13 protein-coding genes are annotated in these 15,753 nt (G+C 45.7%); 3 read left to right on the top strand and 10 right to left on the bottom strand.

What is annotated here, in order from left to right; genetic code table 11:
* Positions 1–24: 24 nt before the first annotated feature.
* Positions 25–501 (top strand): RNA polymerase sigma factor, encoded by a 477-nt coding sequence (locus BS614_RS09035; protein WP_036606312.1) that lies wholly within the window; start codon positions 25–27, stop codon positions 499–501.
* 222 nt (positions 502–723) lie between these two features.
* Positions 724–3,510: a DUF5689 domain-containing protein gene (locus BS614_RS09030; protein WP_074096755.1), complete on the top strand. Its 2,787-nt coding sequence runs from the start codon at positions 724–726 to the stop codon at positions 3,508–3,510.
* Between the two features lie 304 nt (positions 3,511–3,814).
* Here BS614_RS09030 and BS614_RS09025 read toward each other — a convergent pair whose 3' ends face one another.
* The 7 genes from BS614_RS09025 to BS614_RS08995 all read right to left on the bottom strand — a co-directional run bounded on the left by BS614_RS09025 (position 3,815) and on the right by BS614_RS08995 (position 9,548).
* The gene (locus BS614_RS09025; RefSeq protein ID WP_074093730.1) at positions 3,815–4,021 is read right to left on the bottom strand and encodes a DUF5316 family protein; all 207 of its coding nucleotides are present in this window, start codon (positions 4,019–4,021) and stop codon (positions 3,815–3,817) included.
* Positions 4,022–4,113: 92 nt separating this feature from the next.
* Complete coding sequence (locus BS614_RS09020; protein WP_074093729.1) at positions 4,114–4,881, bottom strand: hypothetical protein; 768 nt, start codon at positions 4,879–4,881, stop codon at positions 4,114–4,116.
* 235 nt (positions 4,882–5,116) lie between these two features.
* Positions 5,117–5,530: a hypothetical protein gene (locus BS614_RS09015; RefSeq protein WP_074093728.1), complete on the bottom strand. Its 414-nt coding sequence runs from the start codon at positions 5,528–5,530 to the stop codon at positions 5,117–5,119.
* A 393-nt stretch (positions 5,531–5,923) separates the two neighbouring features.
* Positions 5,924–6,730, bottom strand: coding sequence for a phosphonate ABC transporter, permease protein PhnE (gene phnE / locus BS614_RS09010; RefSeq protein ID WP_017690380.1), 807 nt, complete (start codon positions 6,728–6,730; stop codon positions 5,924–5,926).
* On the bottom strand, positions 6,727–7,578 hold the full coding sequence (gene phnE / locus BS614_RS09005) for a phosphonate ABC transporter, permease protein PhnE (protein WP_084174466.1): 852 nt from the start codon (positions 7,576–7,578) through the stop codon (positions 6,727–6,729). Before phnE (BS614_RS09005) ends, phnE (BS614_RS09010) begins: the two co-directional genes overlap by 4 nt.
* Positions 7,575–8,372, bottom strand: coding sequence for a phosphonate ABC transporter ATP-binding protein (gene phnC, locus BS614_RS09000; RefSeq protein WP_062837418.1), 798 nt, complete (start codon positions 8,370–8,372; stop codon positions 7,575–7,577). The genes phnE (BS614_RS09005) and phnC overlap by 4 nt, the downstream gene beginning before the upstream one ends.
* 177 nt (positions 8,373–8,549) lie before the next feature.
* Complete coding sequence (locus tag BS614_RS08995) at positions 8,550–9,548, bottom strand: phosphate/phosphite/phosphonate ABC transporter substrate-binding protein (RefSeq protein WP_405158644.1); 999 nt, start codon at positions 9,546–9,548, stop codon at positions 8,550–8,552.
* Positions 9,549–9,806: 258 nt separating this feature from the next.
* On the opposite strand from BS614_RS08995, the gene BS614_RS08990 reads away from it, so the two are divergent.
* Positions 9,807–11,411: a bifunctional metallophosphatase/5'-nucleotidase gene (locus tag BS614_RS08990; RefSeq protein ID WP_074093726.1), complete on the top strand. Its 1,605-nt coding sequence runs from the start codon at positions 9,807–9,809 to the stop codon at positions 11,409–11,411.
* Positions 11,412–11,502: 91 nt separating this feature from the next.
* Here the strand turns inward: BS614_RS08990 and BS614_RS08985 are convergent, their stop codons facing one another.
* From BS614_RS08985 to BS614_RS08975, 3 genes are all read right to left on the bottom strand, one after another.
* Positions 11,503–11,838 carry a hypothetical protein gene (locus BS614_RS08985; protein WP_074093725.1) on the bottom strand — a complete coding sequence of 112 codons (336 nt, stop codon included), beginning with the start codon at positions 11,836–11,838 and terminating at the stop codon, positions 11,503–11,505.
* A gap of 274 nt (positions 11,839–12,112) precedes the next feature.
* Positions 12,113–13,951, bottom strand: a complete 1,839-nt coding sequence (locus BS614_RS08980) for an ABC transporter ATP-binding protein (RefSeq protein WP_074093724.1) — start codon at positions 13,949–13,951, stop codon at positions 12,113–12,115.
* Positions 13,932–15,740: an ABC transporter ATP-binding protein gene (locus BS614_RS08975; protein ID WP_074093723.1), complete on the bottom strand. Its 1,809-nt coding sequence runs from the start codon at positions 15,738–15,740 to the stop codon at positions 13,932–13,934. The genes BS614_RS08980 and BS614_RS08975 overlap by 20 nt, the downstream gene beginning before the upstream one ends.
* Between the last annotated feature and the right edge of the window lie 13 nt (positions 15,741–15,753).

The following is a 15,753-nucleotide window of genomic DNA, read 5'->3' as shown; positions in this document are numbered from 1 at the left end:
GTATCCAAGGGGGATTCACATCATATGAACAGCACACAAATTAATGATGCTTATATCAACTATAAATCAGAAATCACAAGGTATCTATCCCATATCGTCAAACAACCGCAAGATGCAGAAGATCTGGCACAGGATTGTTTCATTCGACTAATGAACGTTACCGTGGATATCCCTGAAGATCGCATTCTCTATTATCTCAAACGCATTGCCCGTAACCTGGCGATGGACAGCTTCCGCAGGCGGACCCGTACACTCAGACGAGACAGCCGTCTGGAGGTACCTACCCACCACGTCGATACTTCCCACCTTGAAATTAGCGAAGGTGTTCATGATCTTGTTTCCCATATTAACAACACCGAACATCGTAAAATATTAGAACTTCGCCTCATCCATGGATACTCCATTAAGGAAACGGCGGAGCTGGTGAATCGCAGTGAAGGCATGATTAAATCCTCTGTCTTCCATGCCGTCAATCGAATTCGGGCCAAAGTCATCTCATAAGAGATGGCTTTTTATTTGCGTAAAATCAATATGCACGCAGAAATGGATGGATTATGACGGGACCGAAATACCTATGGATATGTCAAAAGACCCAATTTTACAAATATCGAGTTAATTTTTACAAATTGTTATGACTATGTGAGATTTTCATGTGGTAGAATATGGACGAACTCATGAATCAACTAATATTTGGGAGGGATTTGGTTGGGTAAATTAACAGGTATGCGAGGAGTAGTTTTAAAATCACTCCTGGCATTGTCCATGGCTTTGCCGCTTCAGATCGGATTATGGAACGGAGATGCATCGGTTCATGCGGAAGGACCGACAGACCCGGCACCGTTCATCCAGGCAAAGGTTGTGAACCAAAATGCAGGTAAAAAAGTATTGTTCGACAACTCTCACGGCCAGACGGCTGGAGCTGCAGACTGGGTCATTGATGGAGGTTTCTCCGACTTCGGGAATGCACTCGCCAATGATGGTTACTATGTCAAAGAACTTCGCAAGACAACTCCATTTACCTATGATGATCTGAAAGAGTATAACGTATTCGTTATTGCAGAGCCTCAAATTCCTTTCAAAACATCCGAACAAGCAGCACTGAAACAATATGTTGAAACGGGCGGCAGCATCTTCTTTGTTGGAGATCACTATAATGCAGACCGTAATAAAAACCGCTGGGATGGCTCTGAAGTCATCAACGGCTATCGTCGGGGAGCATTCGAAGATCCGGCCAAAGGTATGAGCACCGATGAGCGTAATTCTGAAGCGATGCAAAATGTAACCGGCTCGGACTGGTTGTCCGATAACTTTGGCGTACGATTCCGCTATAACGCACTTGGCGATATCAACGCCAATATCGTTGTACCGGCAGATCAAGCCTTCGGCATCACAGAAGGCGTATCGGCTGTAGCCATGCACGCCGGTTCAACACTTGCAATCACCGATCCGGAAAAGGCAAAAGGTATTGTGTACCTGCCAAAAACCAACGCAAAATGGAATAACGCGGTAGACCAAGGTGTCTACAACGGCGGCGGGATTGAAGAAGGTCCTTACGTGGCTGTATCCAAGCTGGGCGCAGGTAAAGCTGCCTTCATCGGTGACTCCTCTCCAGTAGAAGATGCATCACCAAAATACTTGCGTGAAGAGACAGGCACACGCAAAACAACTTATGACGGTTTCAAAGAAGCCGATGATGCCGTGTTGCTCGTGAACACCGTGAACTGGCTTGCTACACAAGAGAACTACACAAGCCTAACTGAAGTGAACGGACTTGAACTGGACACAGCTACAGCGCTGTTGCCATTCGAAGAGCCGGCTGCTTCCACAGAACCACAGGCTGAACCTTGGTCCGCACCTGCTGCCGGATATAAGTGGTACGATCGTTCCACGTTCAAGGCTGGTTCTTATGGTGGCCCTGCATCCAGTGCGAACGCTGCATACAGCTTCGTGAAACAGGATACTCTTCCAAATGCAGAAGACTTCCAGATTCGTGTAGTTGTGGAGAACATGGCTCCGAACACAACCGTATCCGGTTATAGTGCCGGTATCTATCTGACTGGCGGAACACAGGTCGCCATGATCCAGAATGAAAGTGGTACTTGGCCAACTTCGTACGGGTATAGCTCCACATTCAGTGTAACCTCGGACAGCCAAGGTCGCGGGATCAAAGATCTGAATGTCCGGATCAAACCAGGTACAACTGGCGCTGCCAGCTTGCGTCTGCGTCTGAATGGCAGCAACCTGATCACCAATGCCGTGACTGTTGGCAATGTGCCAGCAGAACAGCTTCCGGAAGAAGAAGGACCGATTCCAGCAGCGATCACAGTTGCTGAAGCACGCACCAAAGCTGCTGGCACTACCGTAACCATCGAAGGTGTTGTGACGACAGAGCCAGGTGCATTTGGTGGACAAGCCTTCTATCTTCAAGATGAAACTGCTGGAATCTACGTATTCCAGCACACTAGCGGCTTCCATGCTGGTGACAAGGTGAAAGTAACAGCAACAACAACCATCTATAACAGCGAGTTCGAGCTTACCGATATCGTTGCGATTGAGAAAACAGGTACGGCTTCCGTACCTGCTCCAATCGAGGTTACTGCAATTACAGATGCGAACCAAGGTCAACTGGTTCAATTGAAAAATGTAACGATTGAGAATATCATCAGTGCTACACCAGTTGGATCTTTTGAATTCGACGCGGTAGCAGCAGATGGAACGAGCACACACATCCGTGTAGACACCCGTACAGGTGTGACGGAGACTTCCTTCCCTTATGCTGCTGGTGACAAAATCGATATCACAGGCGTTTCCGCTATTTTCAAAGATGTATATCAATTGAAACCTAGAAGTTTGAATGATTTTGTACCTGCTGAAGAGCAAGGTGGCGGCGAAGTGCCTTCCACTCCAGCTGCAGGAGCACCGGGTAAACCGGTGCTTTCTTCTGATAATGGATATACCACTGGCCTGTTCGAAGGTTCGTACAACGTAAGCATGAACCTCTGGTGGGGTGAAAACGGTTCTGAGTACAAACTGTATGAGAATGGCGTTCTGATCGATACGCAGAAGTTGACTGCGGCTTCACCATCGGCTCAGTCCTCCAAAACCGCCATTACAGGCAAAGCCAACGGCACGTATACTTATGTAGCTGAGCTGACCAATGACAAGGGCACAACACGCAGTGACGTGCTGACGGTACAAGTAACCAATGCTGCTCCAGGCAAAGCTACGCTGTCCCAAAACAACTGGGATGGTGACGGCAACTACAACGTATCCATGAACCTCTGGTGGGGTACAAACGCAACCGAATACCGTCTCTATGAGAATGATGTATTAATTGATACACAAGCGTTGAACGCGGCAACACCTGCTTCCCAAAGTGCTACAACGGAATTGTCCGGTTGCGCTAACGGAACGTATACGTACCGTGCTGAGCTGATCAACGCCGCAGGCGTAACCAGCACCGAGACGATAACGGTTCAAGTTACCAATGCATTGCCTTTGGCTAGTTAAGAAGATTGTAAAGAAGCCTGACGTTTAACCAAGCAACTAAAAAAACGAAGCAAGATTGCCTGAATGCCGGCGATCTTGCTTCGTTTTTTTTCGAGCATAAATACTCTAAATATTAGTTGAATATAATACCGAATTATAATAAAAAACGTAAGACACTGAAAGATTTGAAGTGGTTACATCAACACAGATCCAATAAAATTTTGTTCCCTGCAATAATTGGAACACTCAACCCAGTCTGTGATACTGAAAGTATCGTATAGCCTGGTATGCATTACCTCGAGTTAACGATGTGACTTTCTTGCCTTTAGCTTACTAGAGACATTATGCCAGCAAGGGCAAAGGAAAGAACTCCAACTAAAGCCGACCATGTGCCAATTTTTTTTTTTATATTACGTTCTTTTTCATTTTCAGAATGAAAATTCCCTCTTTGTTGTGATCCAGTAGTCCATGCTCCAAAACAAAGACCAGAAACAAAAAGGAGTGCTATCCCACAATAGATAAAAAAATTCATTATTTGATTCTCCTTGAAAACAAAGGTGTTTTCTTTTTAATCAATAATTTAAAGGGAAGCCATAATTGGCCCCCCTTATGGAAGTGAAAAATTTAAAAGTTATGAATTAATAGAATGTTCCATTTCGAACTGGTTCCTCTTGTAAGTGTGATACTAGATGTAACACCAAAAACGAAAAATGTCGAATTATCCTTTACTACATATTTCCAAGAGCTTGGAGCATTCTGTTGAAATGCATTTAAAGACGTTTCATTTTTTCCGCTAGCTTGAGTTACAGCAAATCCACCGTCGAATGAATTACCACTAGCACCAAAAGTGTACCACCGATCATTCATGTTAATTGTAGAGTCATGTCTATTCCATCCACCAGAAACTTTAATAAGCTTGTAAGTGTCTAAATTATTCTGTTGGCGCTTGTCATACGTAACTGTAGAATACGCTACAACTCCTCCGCTAGAGTCAGGTTGCGTTTGATAACTTGATCCGTCAGCCAAAACAGCAATAGTAGTAGTACTGAAAGTTTCAGTTATTTCGTTTCCTTTTCGGACTGCTTTAATTTTTTGGGTTGTTTCATACTGTTCTTCCAACACAAGTTCATCTGTTTCAGTACTTTGTGCGAGTGACTGAGTATTCGCAATTGATTTATTAGACTCTAATGAAACAATTGATCTCTTGGATTCGTTTACCGGGATATCAGTTATTCCATTTTTGGCTCGTTCAATAAGGGTATCAATATCGGTAATTTGTTCTTCTTCAAAAATTAACACTTCTTCCTGGGATGAATCAGCAGATACATTTAAACTACCGAAAATCATTGAAACAATAACTAGAGTTGAAAGTAATTTCGTTAACTTTTTCATTATTATCCTCCATACAAATATATTGTAAGTCAGAAGAAGTTACCACATCCTCCTTTCACTCATTTATATTGACTTATGATAATAATATTAATCGTATAAAATATAACAAAAAAGGTGCAAAACAATCAATTTATCAAACAAAAAAACAAATAATAGCAGTTCGAATATACTTCACAATCATGAAAAAACTAGTTTTTCCTCATAATATAACTTAATATTGTCGAATTATGTCTTTTTATTTTGATTTCAAGATCATTTTCTCTTCAAAGTCTTTACCGTTAACATCTGTCCACACAATGACAATAGTTTGGTCTTTCTGAGTACTAATAGTTGAGCCTTGTTTTCGTATTATAGGAAACTTTATAGAGTTAGAAGCTAAACCGTTTTCCTCTCTAATTATTCTTCCTTCATTTATGTTTATCTTATATCCTTTTATACCTTCCCAATTATCTTTTTTGTAAGTTATAACATACTCCCCATTTTCTTCTCTTTCATTTGTTACGGTAGTACCCAATTCACCTCTCCAATTTTCGCTTTCTCCCGTGAGATTAATTTTTGTTTGTAATTTTGAACAACCAGTAAGAGACATAACCACTACTAAAATAATAATAGATATAGATAGCAACAACATATTATTTTTTTTTCTCATAATTTTCCTCCAGTATTGAATTTATAACTATACAGTATCATAATATGAGTCTACTTCTAAACAGTAATTTCATATAGACTCATAATTTTGCTAATTGAAATTCTATGTTGTAACCAGTATTTTTCTAAGTTTGTGGTGGTTTAGGAGTATGAAATGCCCTACTATTAAGCAAATAATTAACTGCATTAATATAAAAAAATCATTTGCAAGTCAGCAAAGGATTTTTGATTAATCTATATTCGAAATGCACTTATATTTATACATTAAAACATGAAATAAATATAAAAAGCAGCACCTACTATTGCATGGGCTGCTCTTAGAGTGATCAAAAATGGATTGAGATATCTTTATTTTATTCCTCTTTATTAGCAAATAAACATTACCTTTTCTTCTCTACACCAGCTTCTTACGAATATACCCCGAGATCAAGTCGATAATCGTGATCATCACGATTATACCCAGCAGAATTATACCTACTCGCGGCCAGTTCCGGGTGCTCAATGCAAAGATCAGTGGTGTACCAATTCCCCCTGCTCCAATTACACCCAGTATGGTCGCGGAACGTACATTAATCTCGAAACGATACAGCGTATAGTTCAGGAAGCCAGGCATAACCTGCGGCAGGATGGCAAACCACAACTGCTGCATGCGATTGGCTCCAGAGGCAAGCAGCGCCTCAGATGGGCCATAGTCGATATTTTCAACTTCATCCGCATATAATTTACCCAACATGCCGATGGAGTGTAACCCAAGGGCTAGAACCCCTGCAAACGATCCGGGACCTACTGCCTTAATGAACAACAAGGCCATGATAATCTCAGGGAACGTGCGAATAAAGCTGAGTACCATTTTGCCTGCACCCGAGATGGAACGATGCCCACTCATGTTACGGGCAGACCAGAAGGCAAATGGAATACAGAGCACAGCTGAGATCACGGTACCCAACACAGAGATTGCCAGCGTATCCAACAATCCTCGCAGCAAGTCTTCTCCTTCAGGCAAATATACAAAATCCCAATCCGGTGAGAAAATTCCGGCTACAATGGCTTTCATAATCTGAGCGGCAGTTTCCTTGAAACCAGTAAACGGTACACCGGCAAGCGCCCAGACATACACAAGGATTAACAGTAACACAATGACCCAGCGTAGCGGGTTCTTCCGTGGTTTAGGCCGGATGCGGCTTGTTTCATTTTTCATCATAGCAATTTCTCCCGCAGCTTAGTACTTACATAATCAATGACCAGAACGATGACGAGGGTAAACAGAATGATTACGCTGGTCTTGTCATACTCCAGGAACCCAAGTGTGGCCTCATAGTAGAGTCCAATCCCTCCGGCTCCCACCAGTCCCAGAATGGCAGCAGCACGTATATTAATTTCGAAGGCATACAGCACATAGGATGTGAACTGGGCAGCCAGTTGCGGCACCACGCCATATACAATGAGCTGAATTCGGTTCATACCAACAGCCGTCATCGCTTCCAGCGGCCCCTGATCAATGGTTTCCAGCGTCTCATAGGTCAACTTCGCAATCAGACCTATCGAGAACACAGCCAGTGCCAAAATTCCGGGGATGGGCCCCAAACCAAACACAGCAACGAACAAAGCAGCAAGCAGCAGATCCGGCACGGTCCGAATCAGGTTCAGCAGAAAGCGTGCCGGATAGTAGATCCAGCGACTCGGCATCAGGTTACCGGCACAGATGATCGAGATCGGAATCGCAATAATCGCACCAATGGTTGTCCCAATCAGGGCCATTCGGATCGTTTCCAGCATGCCTTGCACGATATTATCAAAGTAGCTCCACCGGGGTGGAAACATTTCCTTCAACAATTTCCACATTTCAGGGAATCCCTGAAATAACTCCGTGAAGCTGGCATCCGTCTGCTTGGCACTGGCCCACAGAAGGAGCAGAATGATCACTAAGGTGAGCAAATGTTTCGTACGCCCAGGCGGTTTTGGGCGATTCACAACCTGAGCCGGGCTGGAACCAGGTTCCTTCCCCACTCCGCCTGAATTCTGAAGTGGAACGTTGGACTGCCCCTTCATACCACAACTTCTCCCTGCTCATGCACAGCCTGCTTGTCCAACAATTCGTCAGCCAGAATTGGTCTGCCGTAAATTTCTGCAAAGCGCTCATCCGTTGCCTCTTCTACCGGGCCGTCGAAGACCACCTCACCTGCTCGCAATCCGACAATACGGGTCGCATACTCTCTCGCCAGATCAATAAAGTGAAGATTGACGATGGTCGTAATCCCAAGGTCTTGATTGATGCGTTTCAGGTCATCCATGACCTGTTTTGTTGTAAGCGGGTCAAGTGAAGCAACCGGTTCGTCGGCCAGAATGATTTTTGCTTCCTGTGCCAGTACACGGGCAATAGCGACACGCTGTTGCTGTCCACCAGACAACTGATCTGCACGGGAATAAGCTTTCTCCGAAATATTCACACGATCCAGCGCAGTGAATGCCAGTTCAATATCCTCTTTTGGAAAACGACCCAGAATGGTACGCATGGTGGAATGGTATCCAACGCGTCCAGCGAGTACATTACGTAGTACACTGGACCGTTTCACCAGATTGAAACTCTGGAAGATCATGCCGATGTCACGTCTGATCATCCGTAGCCGTTTGCCTTGTGCCTTCGTGATGGAACTTCCGTTAATCAGAATCTCGCCCTCACTAATGTCGTGCAGTCGGTTAATGGAGCGTAAGAGCGTTGATTTACCTGCACCGGACAGACCCACTACAGCAATGAATTCACCCTGCTCAAATTTCAGATTAATATTATCCAGGCCCTTGGTGCCGTTAGCGTAAGTTTTGGTAACGTTATGAAGCTCAATCATGACAATATCCTTCTTTCATTCATAATGATCAACCATACATGAGTCCTTGCTATAATGGCACAAGCCAGCGCAGCGTAGATCACGCTGAACTGGCCTGTCCATTGCTACGATTAAGCTGTTCCCATCCAAGAAAGCTACAACAAAGTGAACAGATCCCGAACTACTTTTGGATCAGAATTATTCACCTTTCACTTTTTCGCCATACTGACGAACGATCTCAAACTTGCTATCATCGGACTCTACATAACCTTCATGCGTATAGATTTCTTTGATGATCTGGTGACCTTCAGTATCTTTACCGATATCGATGAAGGCTTGTTTGATCTTCGCAGTCCAATCTGCATTCATGTCTGTACGAACGGCAATGGTATCGTTAGGAATAGGCTCAGTGAACGCCAGTACTCGTGTATCTTCAAATACAGTCGGATAGTCTTTGGCTACCGTGTTGCGGGCATCTTGGAAAATAGCTGCTGCATCAACGTCACCGTTTAATACAGCGATAACACCTTGGTCATGACCTTTCAACGTTACAGGTGTTACATCTTTTAATGGATCAATGCCTCTGTCCAGCAACAGACCTGCTGGCCATACATAGCCTGCGGAAGACGTTACGTTTTGGTAAGCGACTTTTTTACCTTTAAGATCTTCGATGGATTGAATCGGCGAATCTTTTTTTACAATGAACATGGATTTATAGGAATCCGCCAACTCTTCGGTTGGAGCACCTGTCTCATCATTTACACCGAAACGTTGTGCTTGCAAAATAACCTGCGCAGCGCCTTTTTCTTTAGCCAGTACATAAGCTGTCGGAGGCAAGAAACCTACGTCTACTTTGTTGGAAGCCATTGCTTCAATAATTGTGTTGTAGTCGGTGGATACGCTAACTTTTACCGGAATGCCCAGTTTGTCACCAAGCAACTTCTCCAGCGGTTTCGCTTTGGCTTCAAGCGTATCTGCGTTCTGGGAAGGAACAAATTGAACCGTCAATTCAGTTGGCACATAACCTTCGACAGCTTTCTCTGTCTCTGCCGTAGACGTACCGGATGCATTAGAACTCGCATTATCCCCGTTAGCCGAACCTGTTGTACTACTGCTAGACCCACAAGCACTCAGAAACAGAACCAAAATCAACAATGGTAAAAATAAAGCAGACTTCTTCAAACGAACACCCTCCAAAGAGTTTCTATTTTTCAGTACTTATCTACTATAGTTGCCAAATATTAGCGCGATGTGAAACGAAATTTGGAGTTTTGTAAAGTTTCCTGTCAGGCTGTCAGCGCGACTTGTATCTGTTAGAATAGGCTCATTATGGTTGAAGATATAAGAAGAACATCGGAGATAACGGCGTATACTTCGGTTCTTCAGGTTATTCATTCTTCTCCGTTTTATAGTAATTCCATATATCTGAACTTATATATTAGAGGAGATTGTAAAATGACATCCACAAACCATACGGCAAGCTTCGATATTCTGTATACCAGTGATCTGCACGGGGCGATCCGTCCCATTCATTACAATACCAATGCCTACCGCCCGGCTGGGCTTGCCCTGCTGGCTTCCCTGATTCGTAAGGAACGTGAACGTTCACCTGAATTGATGCTGGTGGATAACGGGGATCTGCTGCAAGGATCACCCTTGGCCTCCTATGCAGCTTCACAGGTTTCCAAAAACGAAGTGCATCCATTCATTACAGTACTGAATGAACTCGGTTATGATACAGCGGTGATGGGAAATCACGAGTTTAACTATGGTCAGAATCTGTTGCGCGGAGCAGTTGAAGCTTCCAATTTCCCTTGGCTGTCTGCCAATATTGTAAAAGATGAGCAACCAGACGTACCTGCCTTCGGTCCTCCGTATCTAATCAAAACCTTATCTACGGGTGTCAAAGTAGCCCTGTTGGGCGCAACTACGCACTACATACCGAACTGGGAGCATCCAAAAAATATTGAGGGGTTACAGTTCCTTGATGCCTTGGAGACCATTCGTACATGGGTTAGCTATATACGCGAGCATGAACAACCAGATGTAATGGTTGTGAGTTATCACGGCGGATTTGAGAGTGATCTGGAGACAGGCGAGCCCACCGAACGGTTAACTGGAGAAAATCAAGGCTATGCCATCTGCCGGGACATCAAAGGCATCGATGTGTTGCTTACCGGACATCAGCATCGTCAACTTATCGCTAATATTCATGGTGTAACCGTCATTCAGCCGGGATTCAGTGGAAATGGTGCGGGGCATGTAACCGTTCAGTTGGAACAATCATCGGGCGGCAAGTGGCAGATTACAGATAAACAGGCTCGGTTGTTACTTCTGGATGAACATCATGAGGTTGAACCTGATGCAACCGTCATGAAACTGACGGAAGAGCTGGAAACTGAGGCACAAGCATGGCTTGATCAACCCATTGGCGAGGTGGCTGGGGATTTATCCATCACCAATGCTACGGCTCTGCGACTCAAGGCACATCCATTCATTGCTTTTGTACATCAAGTGCAGATGGAAGCGACTGGAGCGCAGCTCTCCAATACCGCCATGCTGAGTGAAGAAGCTCGCGGTTTCGGGAGTCATATCACCGTTCGGGACGTGTTATCCAACTTCATCTATCCTAATACTCTGACGGTGCTGGAGCTGAGTGGTCAGGATATCCGGGAGGCACTGGAACAAACGGCACGTTACTTTGAAGTGAATGCTTCTGGTGAGGTGGCAGTCAATCCAGCTTATATGGAGCCCAAACCCCAACATTATAATTACGATATGTGGGCTGGCATGGAATACGAGCTGGATATCTCCCAACCTGTAGGCAGTCGAGTTGTGAAGTTGGAACATGAAGGCAAGCCAATGGACATGAATGGCATGTACTCTGTCGTGATGAACAGCTACCGCGCTGCTGGCGGCGGGGATTATGCAATGTATCCGGGCAAAAAGGTACTGCACGAAGGTGCCACGGACATGGCCGCACTGGTGGAGGATTATATTCGCAGACACCAACCGTTAACGGTTGAACAGCCGAATAACTGGAAAGTTATTGGAAGTTAAATGAGAAAGAGCAGGTCCTGTGATCAGGATCTGCTCTTTTGTTTTCAACCTATTGCTTACTTGTTCTTATTGAATTATCCTATCCTGTCCGTTATCCGACATATTGAAGAATTAACTGATATAACGCTATTGAAAATCCTAAGATACTCGCTTTCATTTTAGATGGATGATTTCTTTCGCTACGAATCAAATATAAGAAAACCACAATAAACCCTGCGGGGATCCATAGCTCAAAGACACCTTCTGATGTACTTTGAGAATAAATTGGAGTAATGAACGTACTAATCAAAAAGTAAAAGAAAACCGTAAAACGTCTCGTTTCTAACTGCTTGCTCCACCTTACTAGAATGAAAATAATAATGATTGCGATAATCGTAATGTGTAAAGGGGGAAAAAGAAGAGCAGCATTCCCAAATTTAAATTCCATTCCGCATTGCCCTCCTCTCTTTTAATGCATCACATGACTGACTACAGGCATACGTGTAAAAATTCATTCTCATGCTTCAAAACCGCTGGCAACCTTCCAAAAACGGATCTATTCCAATATATCCTTATTTTAACATACAATCACAGTTCTATTTTCTATTTTCCTTCAAGGGAATATGCAAAAAGAGCAGAAGTGAGGAGCATCGTGCCCTCATCCCTGCTCTTTTTACATACCTACAAGTTTTCTAATACATGTCACATATTATCCAAAATGACTACTGAGCCTTTTTACGCAGCTGACTGTAATACAGCTCGCTGTAGAAACCGCCTTGTTCCAGCAATGCATCATGCGAGCCTTGCTCCAGTAGCTGCCCATCCTTCAGCACCAGAATCCGGTCGGCCTGACGGATCGTGTTCAGCCTGTGAGCAATAACAAAACTGGTACGGCCTTGCATCAGGCGTTGCAGCCCTTCCTGGATTTTAATCTCCGTAACAGTATCAATACTGCTCGTCGCTTCGTCCAGTACGAGTATCGATGGATCTGCCAAGATTGCCCGGGCAATGGCGAGTAGTTGCTTCTGCCCCTGACTAATGCCGCTCCCGTCGGCCTGGAGCACTTTGTCGTATCCATCCTTCATTCGCACAATGAAGGAGTGGGCATTCGCCAGCCGGGAGGCTGCTTCCACCTCTTCATCCGTTGCGTCCAGACGGCCAAACCGAATATTTTCTCGAATCGTGCCCTGAAACAGAAATGAATCTTGTAGTACAAATGCCATATGTGACCGCAGATTCTCACGCCGAATGGTGGTCATATCGCGACCATCTACCGTTAATGTGCCACCTGTTGGATCATAGAAACGGGATAACAGCTGAATTAATGTTGTTTTCCCCGCTCCGGTCGGACCCACAAGGGCAATCATCTCCCCCGGTTTGGCTTCGAAGCTGATCTCATGCAAAATGTTACGTCCTTCATCGTATCCAAAGGATACTTTGTCGAAACGAACGGCTCCCTCTACCTTGTCCAGAGATATCGCTGCCCCTTCATCCTTAGCTTCCTCATCTTCGTCCAGCACCTCGAATACGCGCTCAGCCCCCGCAATCGCGGACAATAACGTATTCCACTGGTTCGCCAGATCATTCAGCGGACGGGTGAATTGACGGGCATATTCCACAAAGATAATAATCACCCCGACCGTAACCGAACCCTGAATCGCCAGTATACCACCAATGCCCGCCACAATCGCAAAGCTCAGGTTGTTCAATCCATTCATCAGTTTCGGGATAAAACCAGAGATCGTCTGTGCCCAGAAACCGGAAATCCGGATGCGGGTATTTCGTTCCTCAAAACCGCGAATCACTCGCTCCTCTTGGGAGAATGCCTTAATGATCCGCTGCCCGGATAAAGTCTCTTCGATGTAACCGTTAAGTTCACCGAGATTGCGCTGCCGCTCCTTGAAGAGCGGTCCCGTTCTGCGCGTAATCCAACGCATACCGATGGCCATCAAAGGCACAACGATAAAGGTAAGCAGGGTCAGTAACGGGCTGAGCCAGAGCATAACCCCAAACGTTCCGAGCAGTGTTAATACACTCGAAAAAATCTGGATCGCCGAGCTGTTCAACGTACCGCTGACATTCTCGATATCATTGGTCACCCGGCTCATAATCTCCCCCTGCTGGCGTTTACCGAAGAATGGAATCGGTAATTTGTGCAGATGGGAGAACAGATCATACCGCATGCGGAACACGGTTTCCTGTGCAATTTCGATCATCCATATATTTTGTAACCAGGATGTAAGAGAGAACAAGACATACACTGCGGTTAATCCAATCAGAAACCGAGTCCAGCTTGCCCCGGCTTCGCCCGCGATGAAATCATCCACGGCCACCCCTACCATGTAAGGGCCAAGCAAAGCGAGTGCGGAACTGGCAAACACCATCAACAGTACCATGGACAGCTTAACCTTGCGACGTGCCAGATAGGTCCAGATACGACCTAGCGTACCTGACCAGTTCTTCGCCCGTGCCTTGGGTTTGCGACCACCACCTGATCGTAACGTCTCCGGATCAATCGGAGGCGGTGGCTGACGGAAAGGCTCAATGAATGCTTTGAACATGCTGTGCACCCTCCCCGTATTGTGATTCGTGGATTCGACGATACAGCTCTGACGATTCCATCAGGTCTTCATGTTTTCCCTGTCCAATGAGTTGTCCATCATCAAGCAGCAGAATCAGGTCCGCCGAAGTGGTTGAACTGATCTTCTGGGTGATGATAAACGTGGTACACGACAATTCCTCCAGCGCATCCAGCAGTCTGCCTTCTGTAGCTACATCCAGCGCACTTGTGCTATCGTCCAGAATCAGAATTCTTGGTCTACGTACCAGTGCTCGTGCAATGGAAAGTCGCTGCTTCTGTCCACCGGAGAGATTCACTCCCCGTTGACCCAGCAATGTATCATAACCGTTTGGTAAATTCTCGATTGTTTCATGGATCTGCGCGCGCTTTGCGGCTTCCACGATCTCCTCCAAGGTAGCATCTTCCTGGCCCCAGGCAATATTCTCCCGTATGGAACCGGTAAACAGGACAACCTCCTGCGGCACATAACCAATCGCACCACGCAGCATGGACAGATCCAGCTCTGATGCATCGGCACCATCAATTCGTACCTTTCCTTGATCTTCTGTGTATAAACGCGGAATGAGCTGTACGAGCGAAGATTTGCCTGAGCCAGTTGCTCCCATAATGGCAATACGCTCCCCCGCTTTTGCCGTAAATGTGATGTTATCCAGTACTGTAATTTCACTATTGGGATAACTGAAGCCTACACTGCGGAATTCAACCGCTCCCTGCACAACGCGCTGTTTCTTCGCCGGGTATACAGATTGCGGAAAATTTGAAGATTTCATAGATCCAGCAGATGGCGCAGACGTTGATAACGACTTCGTCTGTTCAGTCTCCGACGTGTCCTCCGTATTGAACACTTCATTCAGTCGTTGCGCCGAAGCGCTTGCTCTGGAGAAGGTTACCAGAATCCATGACAACGCAGACATGGCACCAATTGTGCGAAGCAGGTAGTTAATGACGGCGACCACTTCACCCACGGTTGCATTACCGGAAGCAATGTCGACTCGTCCAAACCATAACACGGCGATGATACAAACGTTCATCATTAGCAGCATGAACGGCATCGTTGTCTCCGTCAGGCGCAGCGCGGAAATGGTGCCTTTCATCAGCTTGCCGCTGAATCCGGCAAAGCGTTCAATCTCATGGCCCATCCGTACGAAGACACGGATCAGCCGAATGCCTGTCAGATTCTCCTGGATGACTCCATTGACGGCATCCAGTCTGCGCTGCACATTGCGGAACAGCAGCGCTGCCTTTTTGATCATCCACACCACAACAATGAGCAGTACAGGCACCATGACAACCAGCAGCAGACCCAACCTCGGGTTCACGATCAAAGCCATAATCATGCTACCAATCACCACCAGGGGCACACGTGTCATGAAGCGCAGACTCATAAAGACGGTGTCCTGAACCTGGGTCACATCCCCCGTTAATCGGGTAATCAGGGACGATGTCGCGAACCGGTTAAAGACGGCATAAGAGAACGTTTGCACTTTCTCATACAACTTCTCCCGCAGATCGTATCCGAACCCCAGACTTGCATGGGATGCAAAGAACGAACTCGCGATTCCGGCAGCAAAAGCCACAACAGCACTAGCAACTAGCACACCGCCCCACAACCAGACGACAGATAAGTCTCCCTGCTGAATCCCGTTATCGATGATCTTGGAGATCAGATAAGGCTGAGCCAGCTCCACCGCAAGCTCAATTAACATCATGACCAGGGCTGCAATCGCGGCAACTCGGTACTTCTTCAAGTAGTACAACAGCTTGATCATAAGCATTCCTCCG

It is taken from the genome of Paenibacillus xylanexedens (assembly GCF_001908275.1).
In the GTDB taxonomy this organism is placed as follows: domain Bacteria; phylum Bacillota; class Bacilli; order Paenibacillales; family Paenibacillaceae; genus Paenibacillus; species Paenibacillus xylanexedens_A.
The sequence above is the reverse complement of the archived record's forward strand: the minus strand, read 5'-3'. Positions and strand labels throughout refer to the sequence as shown.

Bases quoted from the DNA above. Each gene is read 5' to 3' on its own strand.
- BS614_RS09025 (WP_074093730.1), bottom strand. From the start codon at position 4,021: ATGAATTTTTTTATCTATTGTGGGATAGCACTCCTTTTTGTTTCTGGT.
- BS614_RS08980 (WP_074093724.1), bottom strand. From the start codon at position 13,951: ATGTTCAAAGCATTCATTGAGCCTTTCCGTCAGCCACCGCCTCCGATT.
- BS614_RS08990 (WP_074093726.1), top strand. From the start codon at position 9,807: ATGACATCCACAAACCATACGGCAAGCTTCGATATTCTGTATACCAGT.
- phnC (WP_062837418.1), bottom strand. From the start codon at position 8,372: ATGATTGAGCTTCATAACGTTACCAAAACTTACGCTAACGGCACCAAG.
- BS614_RS09020 (WP_074093729.1), bottom strand. From the start codon at position 4,881: ATGAAAAAGTTAACGAAATTACTTTCAACTCTAGTTATTGTTTCAATG.
- BS614_RS08975 (WP_074093723.1), bottom strand. From the start codon at position 15,740: ATGATCAAGCTGTTGTACTACTTGAAGAAGTACCGAGTTGCCGCGATT.
- BS614_RS09015 (WP_074093728.1), bottom strand. From the start codon at position 5,530: ATGAGAAAAAAAAATAATATGTTGTTGCTATCTATATCTATTATTATT.
- BS614_RS09035 (WP_036606312.1), top strand. From the start codon at position 25: ATGAACAGCACACAAATTAATGATGCTTATATCAACTATAAATCAGAA.
- BS614_RS08985 (WP_074093725.1), bottom strand. From the start codon at position 11,838: ATGGAATTTAAATTTGGGAATGCTGCTCTTCTTTTTCCCCCTTTACAC.
- BS614_RS09030 (WP_074096755.1), top strand. From the start codon at position 724: ATGCGAGGAGTAGTTTTAAAATCACTCCTGGCATTGTCCATGGCTTTG.
- phnE (WP_017690380.1), bottom strand. From the start codon at position 6,730: ATGATGAAAAATGAAACAAGCCGCATCCGGCCTAAACCACGGAAGAAC.
- phnE (WP_084174466.1), bottom strand. From the start codon at position 7,578: ATGAAGGGGCAGTCCAACGTTCCACTTCAGAATTCAGGCGGAGTGGGG.